Genomic DNA, 13,800 nt, shown 5'->3' on the forward strand with positions numbered 1-13,800 from the left:
CGCCCCCCTCCTCGTGCACCACGTGCCCGTCGGTCAGCCGTACCGGCGCAGCTCGTGGAAGAACCCGTCGACGACGCGCAGTTCGCCCTGCCGGGCCACCTCGTCGTGGACGAACCTGCCGACCGCGAGGTCGAGCACCCCCAGCCCGAAGGGTGAGAACACCACCGTGCGGTCCGTCGGGACGGCGACCCGCCCGGTCAGTACGTCGTCCAGCGTGCCGTTCACGAACTCGCGGCTACCGGTGACCTGTTCGGCCAGGTGCGGGGAGGTCTCCGCCTTCAGGCAGTGCTCGACGTCGTCGACGAAGTTGGCGGACCCGAGCAGGATCTGCGGTGCTAGATCCCTGAGCGACACGTGCAGCACCAGCGGATGGTGCGCGAACCACATCGGATCGTGGACGTGCGGCGTGGACGCGACCGTCGCGAACACCAGCAGGTCGCTGGACCGGACCAGGGATTCGGCTTTCTCGTGCACGGTGATCCGCCCCTGCGCGCCCGACCGCTCCAGGTACCCCCGGAAGCCCGCCGCGCTGTCGGCGGACAGGTCGTACACGCCCGTCTCCTCGAACTCCATGCCGGTGGCGGTGAGATGGGTGTGGATGTAGCGGGCGATCAGACCGGTGCCGAAGAACCCGACCCGCCGCGGCCGCTCCCGTCCGGCGCCGAGCCGGTGGGCCGCGAGTGCCGCCGAGGACGCCGTGCGGGTGGCGCTGATGACCGAACTCTCCAGGCAGGCGTACGGATAACCGGTGCCGGGGTCGTTGAGGATCAGCACCGCGGACGCCCGCGGCAGCCCCGACCTGGTGTTCTCCGGGAAGCTGGAGATCCACTTCACGCCGTCCACCCGGAGCGGCCCGCCCAGCGAGGCGGGCAGCGCGATGATCCGCGACGAGGGCCGGTCCGGGAAACGCAGGAAGTACGACGGCGGGTTCACCGAGTCACCGGCACCGTGCAGCCGGTACACGCCCTCGACCAGCTCGCCGATCTCCGACTCCCGCCCGTGCAGCGCCCGTTGGACCTGCTCGCCGCTGATCACCGCGAACGGCGGCACGCTCTGGACGGTGCTCATACGGTCCTCACCTCGCAGTCGGAGCGCCGCACCGGGTCGCCGAGCGCGGCCAGCACCTCACGCGGGCCGTCGAAGGGCTCCCTGCTGTGCGCGGTGCGGATGTTGTCGACGAGCAGCAGGTCCCCGGCGCGCCACGGCTCGCGCACGGTGTGCGCCTCGTACACCTCGTTGACCGTGCGGACGACGTCCTCGTCGATCGGGTCGCCGCCGCCGAAGCGGGTGGTGAACGGCAGCTGGTCGGGCCCGTACACGTCCACCAGGTACTCGCGGACCTCGGGATCCATCGTCCATTCGCTGAGGAAGGCGATCTGGTTGAACCAGCAGCGGCGGCCGGTGACCGGGTGGCGGACCACGGCGCTGCGGTGCTGGCTGGTGCGCAGCGAACCGTCGAGCCGCCATTCCCAGGCGATGCCGTTGGCGCGGCAGTACCGTTCGACGGCGCCGCGGTCGTCGGTGCCGAAGGCCTCGGCCACCGAAGCGCCTATCTCGTCGTTGTACGTCCGGTTCAGCAGCCAGCCCTCCCGTTCGAACCGCTCGGCCAGTTCGGCGGGCAGCGCGTCGAGCACCGCCGAGCCGTCGGCCACGCAGGTCGCGCCGCCCGCGCCGGGTGCCTCCAGGCAGGCGAACAGCAGCAGGCCCGGGAACTCCAGCGCGTAGCTCGCCTCGTGGTGCATGCACATCTGCTGGTTCGCCGGCCACTTGGTGGAGGAGTACACGCCGTCCGCGTACCGGCGCCGGGGCGCGAAGGGCTCCCGGTCGGCCATCAGGGAGCCGGCCAGCCGGCCGAAGACGGCTTCGGTCGTGGCGGCGTCGGTCAGGCCCAGCCCGCGGACCAGGACCGAGCCGTGCCCGGCGACCGTGGCCCGCAGTGCGTCGCGGTGCGCGGCGGTCCAGCGCGCCGGATCGCCGGCGGCGTCGGCGTGCACCAGGGGCGGACGGCTGGGCGCGAACTCGACGTCGGGGAGCAGCGTCTCAGACGAGGGCGACATCTCGGTGTTCCTTTCGGGTGGGGCGCTTGAGCGGTCGATCGGGGAGAGGCGGTCCATCGGGGAGAGGCGCCCGCGGTTCACGAGGCCGGTCGTTCGAGGAGCCCGGCCAGGTCCGCGAGGACCGGATGGCGGGTGACGTCCTTGAGGGTGATCGCCCGGTCCAGGGCGATCGCCAGCTTCACGGCGGCCAGTGAGGTGCCGCCGCGGTCGAAGAAGTGGTCGAGCCGGCCGATCCGGTCCTCGGGGACACCGAGCACCTCGGCCCAGGCGGCGGCCATCCGCCGCTCGTCCGGCGTCCCCGGCCGGTCCTGCGTCCCGGTGCCCTCGTCGGTGCCCACGTTGGCGCCCACGTCGAGGTCCTCGGCGAGGGCGGTGAGCGTCCGGCGGTCCGTCTTGCCGTTGGCGGTCAGCGGCAGCCGCTGACGCCAGTGGACGACCGCCGGGACCATGTACGCGGGCAGCGAGGCGGCCAGCCGCTCCCGTACCGTGTCCGCGCCGACGGGCCGCGGGCCGGTGCAGAACGCCGCCAGCCGGGTGCCGCGGACCACGACCACCGCGCCGTCCCGGACGCCGGGCACCCGCAGCAGCGCGTTCTCGATCTCGCCGATCTCGATCCTGAAGCCCCGGATCTTCACCTGACTGTCCCGGCGGCCCAGGAACTCCAGCTTCCCGTCGGGCAGCCAGCGCCCCTGGTCGCCGCTGCGGTACAGCCGCTCACCGGGCCGGTACGGGTCGTCGGTGAACGCGGCTTTCGTGCGCTCGGGATCGTTGACGTATCCGCGGCCGACGCAGACCCCGGAGAACACGATCTCGCCGGGCGCCCCCAGCGGCACGGGCGTCAGATCCTCGTCGACGACGTACACCCGTACGTTGGCGATCGGCCGCCCGAGCGGCACCCGGTCCTCGTCGGGCACCCGGAGCATGACCTCGTGGTTGGTGTCGTCCGAGGTCTCGGTCAGCCCGTACGCGTTGACCAGCGGTATCCCGGGCCGGGCCGTGAACCAGCGCTCGACCAGCTCCTTCTTCACCGCCTCGCCGGTGACCGACACACAGCGCAGGTCCGGCAGTTCACGCGGTCGCTGCTCCAGTTCGGCGAGCACGGCTTCGAGGTACGACGGCACGAGCTGGAGCACGTTGACCCGGCCCCGCTCGATGGTGTCCACGAACCGGGGCACGTCCAGGATCGTCTCCTGGCCGACCAGCAGGGTCCGCCCGCCGGCCACCGGCGCGGCCAGCAACTGCCACAGCGAGATGTCGAAACACTGGGGCGCGGTCTGCGCGACCACGTCCCCGGCGCCGACACCGAGGTCGTCGAGCTTGGCGAGCACATGGTTGAGGAACCCGGCGTGCTCGCACATCGCGCCCTTGGGCTCGCCGGTGGAGCCGGACGTGAAGTAGATGTAGGCGAGTTGACCTGCCGAGACGGACACCCCGAGGTCGCCGTCCGGGTGGGCCTCGGCGTACGCGGCGTCCACGAACAGGGTCCGGGCCGTCCCCTCGACGGCACCGTCGCTGCCGCGCTCGGTGAGGACGAGGCCGTAGCCCGCGCGGTCGAGCGTGGCGGTGACCCGCGCGGCCGGGAAGTGCGGCTCGACGGGCAGGTACACCCCGCCCGCCTTCAGGACGGCCAGCACGGCCGCCATCCAGTCCAGGTTCCGCTCCATCACGACGGCGACCACGCCCTCGCGCTCCAGGCCCCGTGCCAGCAGGGCCCGGCCCAACTGGTTGGCCCGGGAGTTGAGTTCGTCGTACGTCCAGCACCGGTCGCCGTGGACGACGGCCACCGCGTCCGGGTGGGCGGCGGCGCGCTCCTCGAACAGTTCGTGGACCCGCCGGTCGGGCAGCTGTCGGCGCGGGCCCGCCAGATCCTCCAGCTGGTACCGGAGTTCGTCCTCGGACACCAGGCTCCGTCGCTCGGGTTCGGCGAGGGCGGCGAGGTGGTAGCCCGCGACCCGGGCGGCCGCCTCGGCGTCCAGCAGATCGGTGCGGTACCGCAGCCGCAGCGTGCGGCCGGTGAGACTCACCCACAGCCCGGAGTCGTCGGTGGTGGTCTCGCTCTCACCGGACAGCGCGGCCAGGACCCGGTGGTGGGCGGCGAGCACCTCGGCGGGCCCGGCGGTCACCCCCACCGGAAGCGGCACTTCGTACTCGGCCGTACCCGGCACCGGATCGAGCGCCCAGCGCGGAACTGTTGCCATGCCTGATTCCCCCCATTGCCCTTGCTGTTGCGCGTGTTGCGCATGTTGCCCGTGTTGCGCATGACGCGCGTGTTGCGCCTGCGCACGATGCGGATAGGCGGCGCCCGTCGCGCTCAGGTGTGCCGCGGTGCGACCGCCGGATTGCCGCCCCACCGCGCCCCAGGAGGCATCTCCTCGCCCTTCATCAGGAAGGAGTCGGGAGCGAGTACGGCGCCGTCCCCCATCGAGACGCCGTAGTGCACGAGCGAGCCGGTCCCGAGCGTGCAGCCCGCGCCGATCGTGATGTGGTCGGACTTGAACGTGCCGTCTTCCTGCGAGTGGGCCTGCACCTTGGTGTGCGCGGCGAGCGTGCAGTCGTCGCCGATGGCGGTGAGCGTGCGCTCGGTGATGGAGCAGCCGTCGTCGAAGACCCGGCGGCCGAGCCGGACGCCCAGCAGCCGCCAGACGACGTTCTTGAACGGGGTCCCGTTGAACACCACGAGGTGGTTGTCGGGCATCTTCCACAGGCGTTCCTGCCGCCAGAAGCGCGGGTCGTAGATCGAGCAGAGCAGCGGCCGCAGTGGCCGGAAGTGCCCGATCAGCCGTTCCACCAGGACGTAGTAGAAGGTGGTGAACACCAGGGCCGCCATCAGACCGGCGCCGATGAGCGGGCCGCCGACGGCGTCGTGGACGCCGTACAGGTCGACGGCGGCGAAGCCGAGCACGGTGAGGCCGAACCAGTGCAGCCAGCGGATGAACAGGAACAGGCCCATCGAGCGTAGGTTGTACCGGTTCTTCGCGCGGAGCCGGCGGCGCAGTTCGTCGCCCTCGCGGAAGTGGTCGAAACGGGTGTCACGCTCCACCGAGCGGGGGATCTCGAAGCAGGGCGAACCGAGCAGGCCCACGCCCTCGCGGAGTTCCCCGTCGAGCGGGACCATCACCTTCGTGGCCAGCAGGCAGTTCTCGCCGGTGCGGCCGCCCGCCGGATAGGCGATGTGGTTGCCGAGGAAGTTGTGCGCACCGATCGTGGTCCGCGAGACGCGGAAGGACGTGGCGGAGAAGTCGGCGTTCACGATCGACAATCCGTCGGCGACCATCGTGCCGCTGCCGACGGTGGCCAGATACGGCGTCTCGTGCCGCACCTGCGTACCGAAGTTGGAGCCGGTCTGCTCCACCGTCGAGAGGTCGTAACCGAGGGCCCGCAGATAGGGGACGATGTACGAACTGTCGCCGTACAGCCACGGGAAGAACTTGATGTTGGTCAGGCGTGCGACCGCGCGCTGGACCGAGTAGTGGAAACCGTAGAGCGGGTAGACCCGGTCCGGGCGCAGGAACGGCCGCAGCAGCCTGGGCACCAGCGTCACCACCGCCAGGCCGATGACCAGGAAGGCCGCGAACAGCGCGAGGGACAGGACGAGTGCCTCGACGTAGAACCGGGCCGAGGCCAGGTCCTGGGAGTCCGGCGCGACCAACACCTCCAGTTCGGGGGCCGCGGTGAGCAGCAGATGCGCGCCGCCCACGCCGAACGGGACGTACAGCAGCAGCATCTGGAGCAGCCCCGCGAGTCCGTATCCGAACCGGCGCGCGGTGGAGCAGCGCGCCGACGGGATCCGGACGTGATCGACGTCGGTGCGCTGGGCCGGTGAGCCGTGCCGGCGCTCGCCCGTCGGGACCGTGAGGCCGTCGTACAGGGCGGAGGAGTGGCCGAGCTGGGAGCCGTCGCCCATCGTCGTGCCGATGTCGAGGACGGTCTTCTCGCCGACGTACACCCCGCCGCCCAGGGTGACGCGACCGGTGTGGATCCGGCCGGCCCGCGCCGCGTAGCACAGGAAGTGGCAGTCCTTGCGGATCACCGTGCCGGCGCCGACGGTCAGCAGGTCGGTGCAGACCGGCACCGAGCGGGACAGGATCGTCACGCCGGGTCCGATGCGCGCGCCCAGCGCCCGCAGGTACAGCACATACAGCGGGCTGCCGACGAACAGGACCATCGGGTTGGCCTGAAGCAACGCCTTCACTGTCCAAAAGCGCAGGTGGGCGAGGCTCCAGACCGGGAACTCGGTCTCCTTCCAGCGGCCGACCAGCAGCCACTTCGCCAGGACCGGAAGAGCGCAGGCGGCGGCGAACAGGGCGCCGCCGAAGACCACCGAGCGGCCGTAGACCGCGGCCATGCCCTCGCCGCCGGAGACCCAGTCGTAGCCGTGGGCGGTGGCCGTCCCGGCGAGCAGGCAGTACCCGGCGAAGACGAGGAACTGCAGGATTCCGCACAGGACGTACCGTGCCGTGCTGCCCGGTTCGGGCGGCGGTTCGGCCGGGACGGCGACGGGTGTCTCGGCCGGCGTCTCGGCGAGGGCCGCCGCCAGTCGGCGGATCGTCGGATGTCCGTAGACGTCCCGCATGGATACCGCCGGCAGTTCCGGGCGTTTCCTGACACGGGCGCAGAAGTGGGCCATAACCAGTGAGTTGGCGCCCAGATCGTCGAAGAAGTGACTGTCGACCGGTACGTGTTCCTTGCGTACTACACCGGCCAGCACCTCGGCCAGAACGCTTTCGGTGCCGGCGCCGGGAATTCCCCCCACGGGCGCTCCTTGCTGCTGTTTCTGATACGTCGTACACGAAATGCGACAAGATGAAAAAGAAGAGGAACGTGATGCCGGCGTGAAAGGGGTGAAATGGCTCGGGTGTGCGAGGTCGCCCTGGTCGAGGGCGCTTCAATGCAGTCGAAATTCTTGTGGGTAATTCATGAACGCTTCAAGGCCATTTCAGTCATTGGCGCTTTTTCGGCGGCGCACATCGAATCGACCAGACAGGTTTTCGAGCCCTTTTCATCTCCGACCAGGGAGTTCACCGAACGGCCGGTGCGGGCGTCCTGTGGATCCGGCCTCCCCAGGTGCGACATTCCGGCCAACGCGGACATGACAGAAAAATGGTTCGATTTACTCATGAACGATTATCGATCAGTGCGATTTCACGGGCGGGACACCACGGGATGAGTGCAGCCTCATGCGACGGATACCGTTGGATCGTGCAGGCAGCAAGCGAATCTCCCCAACCACACGCCTCCGGCCGTCTCCACCGGGCGCGCGCCCTCTACCGCAACGTCTCCAAGCGCAGGACCGCCTGGCTCTTGCTCAAGGACACCGTCAACTCGTGCATGGAGTACCGGATCCTGGGCCTGGCCGCCGAGGCCGCCTTCTTCACGCTGCTGTCCGTCCCCCCTCTGCTGCTCAGCATGATCGGGCTGCTCGGCTACGTCGACGACTGGACCGGCGCCGACACCATCGCGAGCCTGGAGACCAACCTCCTGGAGGCTTCGCGCACGGTCCTGTCCGACAAGGGCGTCACACAGATCGCCCAGCCGATCCTGCACGACGTGATGAAGGGCGGCCGGCCCGACGTCATCTCCATCGGCTTCCTGTTCGCCCTGTGGTCGGGCTCCCGAGCGGTGAACGTCTTCATAGACACCATCACCGTGATGTACGGCCTCGACGGAGTCCGCGGCATCGTGAAGACCCGTCTGATGGCGTTCCTGCTGTTCGTCGTGGCGCTGCTGATCGGTTCGGTCGCACTGCCGCTGATGGTGGCCGGGCCGGACGCGGTGGTGAATATCGTGTCGTGGTCCACGACGGTCGTGCAGGTGCTCTACTGGCCTGTCGTCATCGTGCTGTCCATCGTCTTCCTGACCACGCTCTACCACGTGTCGGTGCCCGTGCGCTCCCCGTGGATCGAGGACGTGCCCGGCGCCCTGGTCGCCCTCGCCATGTGGGTGCTCGGCAGCTTCCTGCTGCGCATCTACCTCACCAACACCGTCGAGGGCCCCACCATCTACGGTTCGCTCGCCGCGCCCGTCGCCGTGCTGCTGTGGATCGGTGTGTCCGCGTTCGCCGTCCTGGTGGGCGCCGCGGTCAACGCGGCCATCGACCGGGTCTGGCCGGCCGCCGCGACGGCTGCGGCCCGCGCCGCCAACGAACGCATGCGGGAGGCCCAGGTCGCCGAGTACGTGGCCCGCGCGGCCGCCCACCGCGAGTCCGACCCCCACGCCCCCTACGACCCGGACGACCCGGACATGCCCTCCGAGTTCCCGGAACGCTGGTCCCGCTTCCTGCCCCCGGAGGACGTCACCTCCCGCCTGCGCACCCACGTCAAGAACGCCCACCCGCACCCGCCGCACAAGCCGGAGGGGTCCTAGTCGTTGAACCCGGACGACTTCCACACTCCCGTCGCGGCAGCATCCCGCACGAAATCCCCGAAGTCCCGCGCATCCCGCCCCAGGACCTGCCGCACATCATCGGTCAGCCGTGCGTTGCGCCCGTCCATGAGCCCCTCGAAGACCTCCACCAAGAGCCCCACCTCCTCCGGCGGGACCCCGAACCCCGCCAGCGTCTCCGCGTACGCCCGCACCGGCACCGGGGTGTACGTCACCTTGACGCCCGTCGCCTCCGAGATCTCCGCGACCGCTTCCCGCCACGACAGCAGCCGAGGCCCCGTCAGCTCCACGGTCCGCCCGACGTACCGGCTCCCCTCGGCCAGCGCCACCGCGACGACGTCCGCGATGTCCCGCACGTCGATGAACGGCTCCTCCACCTCACCGGCCGGAAACACCAGCTCGCCGTGGACCAGCCCCTCCACCAGCGGCCCCTCGCTGAAGTTCTGCGAGAACCACGACGCCCGTACGACCGTCCAGTCCGCGCCCGACGCCTTCAGCGCCTCCTCGGTCGGCAGCGCCTGCTCCTCACCGCGCGCCGACAGCAGCACCAGCCGCCGCACCCCCAGCCCCACCGCCTCCCGGGCGAGCGCGCCGATCCCCTCGGCCGCCTCCGGGAAGCCGACGTCCGACGGGTACATGAGGTACGCCGCGTCGGCGTCCCGCAGGGTCTCGGCCCAGGTCGTCGGATCCTCCCAGTCGAAGCCGTGGGCGCGGGAGGCGGGCCGCACCGTCAGCCCCGCAGCCCGTGATGCGGCCGCCACCCGGCTTCCGGTCCGCCCGGAGGCACCGGTCACCACAACCGTCATGGTCTGCCTGCTCGCTGCGTTCGCTGTGTTTTCTCCGCTGTTTTCTCCCATGCCCCAAGTCAACGGCGGGGCGCTCCAACAGCCCATCGCCGAACGGCTCATTCCCATGCGCGGGCGTCTACGCTGACGCCATGGACGCTCCCCCACGCTCGAATGCGCTCACGCGGGGGGACCCCCTCGCAGGCCTCCTGGAGGGGCCCAGGGCCCGGGGTGCCTTCATGATCCGAGCGTGTTTCGATCCGCCGTGGGCCGTGCGCGTCGAGGACCGTGCCCCCCTCACGGTGATGCTGATGGTGCGGGGCGACGCCTGGATCGTGCCGGACGCGGGGGAGCGGGTGCGGCTGCGGGCCGGTGAGCTCGCCATCGCGCGCGGCCCTGGCCCGTACACCTGCGCCGACGACCCCGGCACCGTGCCCCAGGCGGTGATCCTGCCGGGCGCCGAGTGCCGTTACCCCGACGGGAGGCCCCTCAACGGCTCCATGGACATCGGCGTGCGCAGCTGGGGCGATCGGGCCGACGGCTCCACGATGATGGTGATCGGGACGTACCTGGTGCAGAACGAGATCGGCGGCCGGTTGCTGGACGCGCTGCCGCCGCTGCTGTCCCTCACCTCCGACAGGTGGCGGTGCCCGCTCACGCCCGTCCTCATGGAAGAGGTCGTGCGCGACGAGCCGGGTCAGGAAGTCGTCCTCGACCGCCTCCTCGACCTGTTGGTCATCGCCGCGCTCAGGGCCTGGTTCGCCCGCCCGGAGGCGGAGCCGCCCGCCTGGTACGCGGCGCTCGCCGACCCCGTCGTCGGCCGCATCCTGCGGCTGGTCCAGGACGACCCCGCGCACCCCTGGACCGTGGCCTCGCTCGCGGGCAAGGCCGGCGTGTCCCGGGCCGCCCTTGCCCGCCGCTTCACCGACCTGGTCGGCGAACCCCCGATGACCTACCTCACCGGCTGGCGCCTCGCCCTCGCCGCCGACCGCCTCCGCGACAGCGACGACACCCTCGACGCGATCGCCCGCCAGGTCGGCTACGGCAGCTCGTTCTCCCTCTCCAGCGCGTTCAAGCGGGTGTACGGAGTGAGCCCGCAGGAGCACCGGACGCGGGCGGCGTAGCCTGGCGTACGTGTACGCGGAGTGGGCGTCCCGGCTGACCGGAGCGGTGGTGTGGACCAGCACGCCGTCCGGGTCCGCAGCGGGGCCTGTCCTGCCCGACGGATGCATGGACCTGCTGTGGAACGAGGGTCGGCTGCTGGTCGCCGGTCCCGACACGCACGCCTACGTCACCCCCGACAGACCGAGCGAGTGGGCGGGCTTCCGCTTCTACCCCGGCACCGCGCCCGCCCTCTTGGGCGTCCCCGCGCACGAGCTGCGTGACCGGCGGGTGCTGCTGGCCGACCTCCGTCCGGCCGCCGAGGTGCGGCGGCTCACCGCGCAGGTGAACGCCGCCGCCGACCCGGCGAGCGGCCTGGAGCAGGTGGCCCTGTGCTGGGCCGCCGCCACCGAACCCCCCGACCCGCTCCTACGACGGCTCGTCACCGCCCTCGACGCGGGCAGCCCGGTCGCCGCCACCGCCGACGAACTCGGCCTCGGCGCCCGCCAGCTGCACCGCCGTTCCCTGGCGTCCTTCGGCTACGGCCCCAAGACACTCGCCCGGGTACTCCGACTGCAACGCGCCCTCGCCCTGGCCCGCGCCGGGGTCCCCTTCGCGGAGACGGCGGCCCGGTCCGGGTTCGCGGACCAGGCCCATCTGGCAAGAGACGTACGGGAGTTGGCGGGTATGCCGCTCAGCCGGCTACTGGCCCGCTCCAGTTAGCGGCGCGAACAGGTCGACACCGTTGCCGTCCGGATCGAGCAGGCCCGCGTAACGCTGCCCCCACACGGCGTCCCACGGCTTGCGCGGGCCCCGGTACCCGGCGCCCACCATGTCCTGGTAGACCGAGTCGACCTCGGCCGGGCTCTGACAGAGCAGGGCGATCGCGATACGGCCGTCCCCGGCCGCCGGCCGCCATTCCGGATCGAACGAGCGAACCACCTCCTCGCTGTCCAGCATCAGCCGCAGCCCGCCCGGCAGTGCGGCCTCGGTGTGCGGTTCCTTCTCGGCTCCGTCCGGGAAAGCGAAGCCGAGACGGCGGTAGAAGGCGATCGAGGCGGCCATGTCGGAGGCCACCATGCCGATCGCGTCGAATCGTGGAGTCATACGGCCACGGTAGGCAGCGCGGCGACGGGGAGTCTTGAACGAATCGGACTCACCCGGGGGTCGCGTCCCGCGCCGAGCTAGACGTTCCCGTCGGTCAACTTCAGGAACGCGGCCCAGGCGGAGGGCGTGACGGTGAGGTGCGGGGTGGTGGGGGTCTTGGAGTCGCGGATGTGGATGGTGGTGGGGAGGGTGGCGACTTCGATACAGGCGCCGCCTTCGCCACTGCTGTAGCTGGACTTGAACCACTCAAGTGCCGTGCCGCTCATTGCTCTCCCAGGAGACGGTCCAACAGATCCCTCGTATCCTCGGTGTTGAGGGCCTGCGTCCGCAGCATCGCATACTTCTGGGTCAGGATCCCCACCTCGTCAGGATCGGCGATCAGCGTGCTTCCGCGCTGGGTTTCGCTGTACGCGAGCCGCTGGTGCTCAGGGGTCTCCAGCAGGATGAACGGGCCTTCGAGGCCGGCGTGAGCGGTGCGGCCGAGGGGCAGGATCTGGAGCGCGAGGCCCGGTAGACCGGCGTACTCCCGCAGGTGCCGCAGCTGCTCGACGTACACCTTCTTGCCACCCAACTGATCCTTTAGCGCGGCCTCCCAGATCACGAAGCTCATCATCGGGGGCACTCTGCGGTGCAGGATCTCCCGCCGCTCGATGCGCGCTGCCACGAGCTGCTCGATCTCGTCCTCGTCGTAGAGCGGCACGCGATTGCGGAAGACTTCGCGCGCGTACCGCTCCGTCTGGAGCAGACCGGGAACCAGCAGGCTCTCGTACCACGAGATCGCGATCGCCTCCCGCTCCCGATCCAGATACTCCTCCGCCCACAGCGGTACGAGATCCACCTCAGGCATCCGGCTCAACGCAGTCGACAACGCCCCCTTCGTGCCGAGGAGTTCGTCGAGCTGCTCGGCGAGGTCGGGCTTCAGCGGTCGCCTGCCCTGCTCGATCGACGCGATCTGCTGCTCACCCACGACGAACCGCTCGCCCAGTGACCTCTGTGTGTATCCGGCGGACTCGCGGAAGAGGGCGAGCAGTGCGCCCACGCGGGATCAGCCGCCCGCCCGTGACGATTCCCGGCAGGGAATTGGCTGCGTCCGGCGCGGCCCGCAGGATCAGGTGCGAAGCAACCCGACGGGCGAGGGGACAGAGATGATTCGGGTCGATCCGCAGGACCTGGCTGACCGCTACATCGCGCAGTGGACTGAGGCGGACGCCGCACAACGCCGCTCGCTGATCGAGCGGCTCTGGTCGGAGGACGGCGCTCATGTACTCCAACCGCCGCTGGAGATACGGGAGATCGCCGCCGGACTCGGCTTCGACCACCCGACCCTGGAGGCGCGAGGGCACGACGCCGTCGAGGTGCGCGTGACACGGAGCTACCAGGACTTCGTGGAGAAGCAGGGATTCACCTTCCGGTCGTGTTCCGACGCCGTACGCCTCGACGGCGTGGTCAAGTTCCACTGGGAGGCCGTGTCCGTCGAGACCGGCGATGTGCTCGGCGGCGGCCTGGAGATTCTCGTGCTGGACGACGACGGCCGGATCAGGACCGACTACATGTTCCCGGGAGCCTGACCCGAAGTCGCGAGATCCCTGGCGTCGGCGGCCGCCGACAACGCTTCGGCGGTCGCCGGGTCGGCCGGCAGGAACGCCTCCAGCTTCAGCTCGGAGAGGGTCACATCGACGGCGGTGGCGAAGGTTGTCACCGTCGTCATCAGGTGCAGTTCCCCGTACGAGGACTCCAGGCGGAGCGGGACGGCGAAGCTTAGGTGCCCGGCAGACGGGTCCAACTCCGGTATGTACGAGGCCAGTTCGGAGCGAAGATCGTCCAGGTGGCCGAGGCGGGCCAGGATGTGACGGGCCCATTCGGCGAGGTTGCGGATGCGTGGCGCCACGCCGTCGGGATGCAGCGCGAGACGGTACACGTTCGAGCCCGGGGCGACCAGCTCGGGCGCCGCCCCTTCCGTGATCAAGCCGAAGGCGCTGTTCGCGGCGACCAGCCCACCGTCCCGGTCCACGACCAGCGCCGGATAGGGCAGGTGCCCGCGCAGGATGTGCTCGATCGCCGTCCGCACGGGAGCCAGCTCCGGGGCGTCGAGCGCGGTCTCGGCGTAGACGGGCGCGTACCCGGCGGCAAGCAACAACTCGTTGCGCTCCCGCAACGGCAGATCGAGCGATTCGGTCAGGCGTACGACCATGTTCCGGCCGGGGATTGATCTGCCGGACTCGATGAAACTGAGATGCCGTTGCGTGGTGCCCGCCCGCAACGCGAGTTCGAGCTGACTGAGGTGACGGCGGATACGACGTTCACGGAGCGCACGAGGGAAGTCCACGGTGCCCGTTGTAACGGCATTGGAGGGGGCCAGGCCATTCCCG

The 13,800-nt window shown here is 70.4% G+C and carries 14 protein-coding genes; 4 read left to right on the forward strand and 10 right to left on the reverse strand.

The annotated features are described in order from the left end of the window. Positions 1-33 precede the first annotated feature (33 nt). The 5 genes from sbnB to ABZ027_RS01975 form a co-directional block, all read right to left on the reverse strand. On the reverse strand, positions 34-1,068 hold the full coding sequence (gene sbnB / locus ABZ027_RS01955) for a 2,3-diaminopropionate biosynthesis protein SbnB (RefSeq protein WP_356763314.1): 1,035 nt from the start codon (positions 1,066-1,068) through the stop codon (positions 34-36). Then, positions 1,065-2,057, reverse strand: a complete 993-nt coding sequence (locus tag ABZ027_RS01960; RefSeq protein WP_356763316.1) for a TauD/TfdA family dioxygenase — start codon at positions 2,055-2,057, stop codon at positions 1,065-1,067. The genes sbnB and ABZ027_RS01960 overlap by 4 nt, the downstream gene beginning before the upstream one ends. 77 nt (positions 2,058-2,134) lie before the next feature. Next, positions 2,135-4,255, reverse strand: coding sequence for a non-ribosomal peptide synthetase (locus ABZ027_RS01965; protein WP_356763318.1), 2,121 nt, complete (start codon positions 4,253-4,255; stop codon positions 2,135-2,137). A 113-nt stretch (positions 4,256-4,368) separates the two neighbouring features. Next, positions 4,369-6,810: a Pls/PosA family non-ribosomal peptide synthetase gene (locus ABZ027_RS01970; RefSeq protein WP_356763320.1), complete on the reverse strand. Its 2,442-nt coding sequence runs from the start codon at positions 6,808-6,810 to the stop codon at positions 4,369-4,371. Between the two features lie 161 nt (positions 6,811-6,971). Further along, positions 6,972-7,175 (reverse strand): hypothetical protein, encoded by a 204-nt coding sequence (locus ABZ027_RS01975; protein ID WP_356763322.1) that lies wholly within the window; start codon positions 7,173-7,175, stop codon positions 6,972-6,974. Between the two features lie 81 nt (positions 7,176-7,256). On the opposite strand from ABZ027_RS01975, the gene ABZ027_RS01980 reads away from it, so the two are divergent. Continuing rightward, on the forward strand, positions 7,257-8,420 hold the full coding sequence (locus tag ABZ027_RS01980; protein ID WP_356763324.1) for a YihY/virulence factor BrkB family protein: 1,164 nt from the start codon (positions 7,257-7,259) through the stop codon (positions 8,418-8,420). On the opposite strand, the gene ABZ027_RS01985 is transcribed toward ABZ027_RS01980, so the two are convergent. Next, positions 8,417-9,244 (reverse strand): NmrA family NAD(P)-binding protein, encoded by an 828-nt coding sequence (locus tag ABZ027_RS01985; protein ID WP_356763326.1) that lies wholly within the window; start codon positions 9,242-9,244, stop codon positions 8,417-8,419. The genes ABZ027_RS01980 and ABZ027_RS01985 overlap by 4 nt on opposite strands. Positions 9,245-9,375: 131 nt before the next feature. On the opposite strand from ABZ027_RS01985, the gene ABZ027_RS01990 reads away from it, so the two are divergent. Together ABZ027_RS01990 and ABZ027_RS01995 are read left to right on the forward strand one after the other, a co-directional pair. Further along, positions 9,376-10,347 (forward strand): AraC family transcriptional regulator, encoded by a 972-nt coding sequence (locus ABZ027_RS01990; RefSeq protein ID WP_356763328.1) that lies wholly within the window; start codon positions 9,376-9,378, stop codon positions 10,345-10,347. 10 nt (positions 10,348-10,357) lie between these two features. Continuing rightward, positions 10,358-11,047, forward strand: coding sequence for a helix-turn-helix domain-containing protein (locus ABZ027_RS01995; RefSeq protein ID WP_356763330.1), 690 nt, complete (start codon positions 10,358-10,360; stop codon positions 11,045-11,047). Here ABZ027_RS01995 and ABZ027_RS02000 read toward each other — a convergent pair. From ABZ027_RS02000 to ABZ027_RS02010, 3 genes are all read right to left on the reverse strand, one after another. Beyond that, the gene (locus ABZ027_RS02000; protein WP_356763332.1) at positions 11,027-11,431 is read right to left on the reverse strand and encodes a VOC family protein; all 405 of its coding nucleotides are present in this window, start codon (positions 11,429-11,431) and stop codon (positions 11,027-11,029) included. The two genes, ABZ027_RS01995 and ABZ027_RS02000, sit on opposite strands and share 21 nt — an antisense overlap. A 77-nt stretch (positions 11,432-11,508) precedes the next feature. Beyond that, positions 11,509-11,697: a DUF397 domain-containing protein gene (locus ABZ027_RS02005; protein WP_356763334.1), complete on the reverse strand. Its 189-nt coding sequence runs from the start codon at positions 11,695-11,697 to the stop codon at positions 11,509-11,511. Further along, positions 11,694-12,470 carry a helix-turn-helix transcriptional regulator gene (locus tag ABZ027_RS02010; protein WP_356763336.1) on the reverse strand — a complete coding sequence of 259 codons (777 nt, stop codon included), beginning with the start codon at positions 12,468-12,470 and terminating at the stop codon, positions 11,694-11,696. The genes ABZ027_RS02005 and ABZ027_RS02010 overlap by 4 nt, the downstream gene beginning before the upstream one ends. A 106-nt stretch (positions 12,471-12,576) precedes the next feature. Between ABZ027_RS02010 and ABZ027_RS02015 the strand changes: the two genes are divergently transcribed. After that, complete coding sequence (locus tag ABZ027_RS02015; protein WP_356763338.1) at positions 12,577-12,999, forward strand: hypothetical protein; 423 nt, start codon at positions 12,577-12,579, stop codon at positions 12,997-12,999. Here ABZ027_RS02015 and ABZ027_RS02020 read toward each other — a convergent pair. After that, positions 12,978-13,757, reverse strand: a complete 780-nt coding sequence (locus tag ABZ027_RS02020; protein ID WP_356763340.1) for a helix-turn-helix transcriptional regulator — start codon at positions 13,755-13,757, stop codon at positions 12,978-12,980. The genes ABZ027_RS02015 and ABZ027_RS02020 overlap by 22 nt on opposite strands. Between the last annotated feature and the right edge of the window lie 43 nt (positions 13,758-13,800).

This window comes from Streptomyces sp. NPDC006332 (assembly GCF_040612855.1).
Taxonomy (GTDB): Bacteria; Actinomycetota; Actinomycetes; order Streptomycetales; family Streptomycetaceae; genus Streptomyces.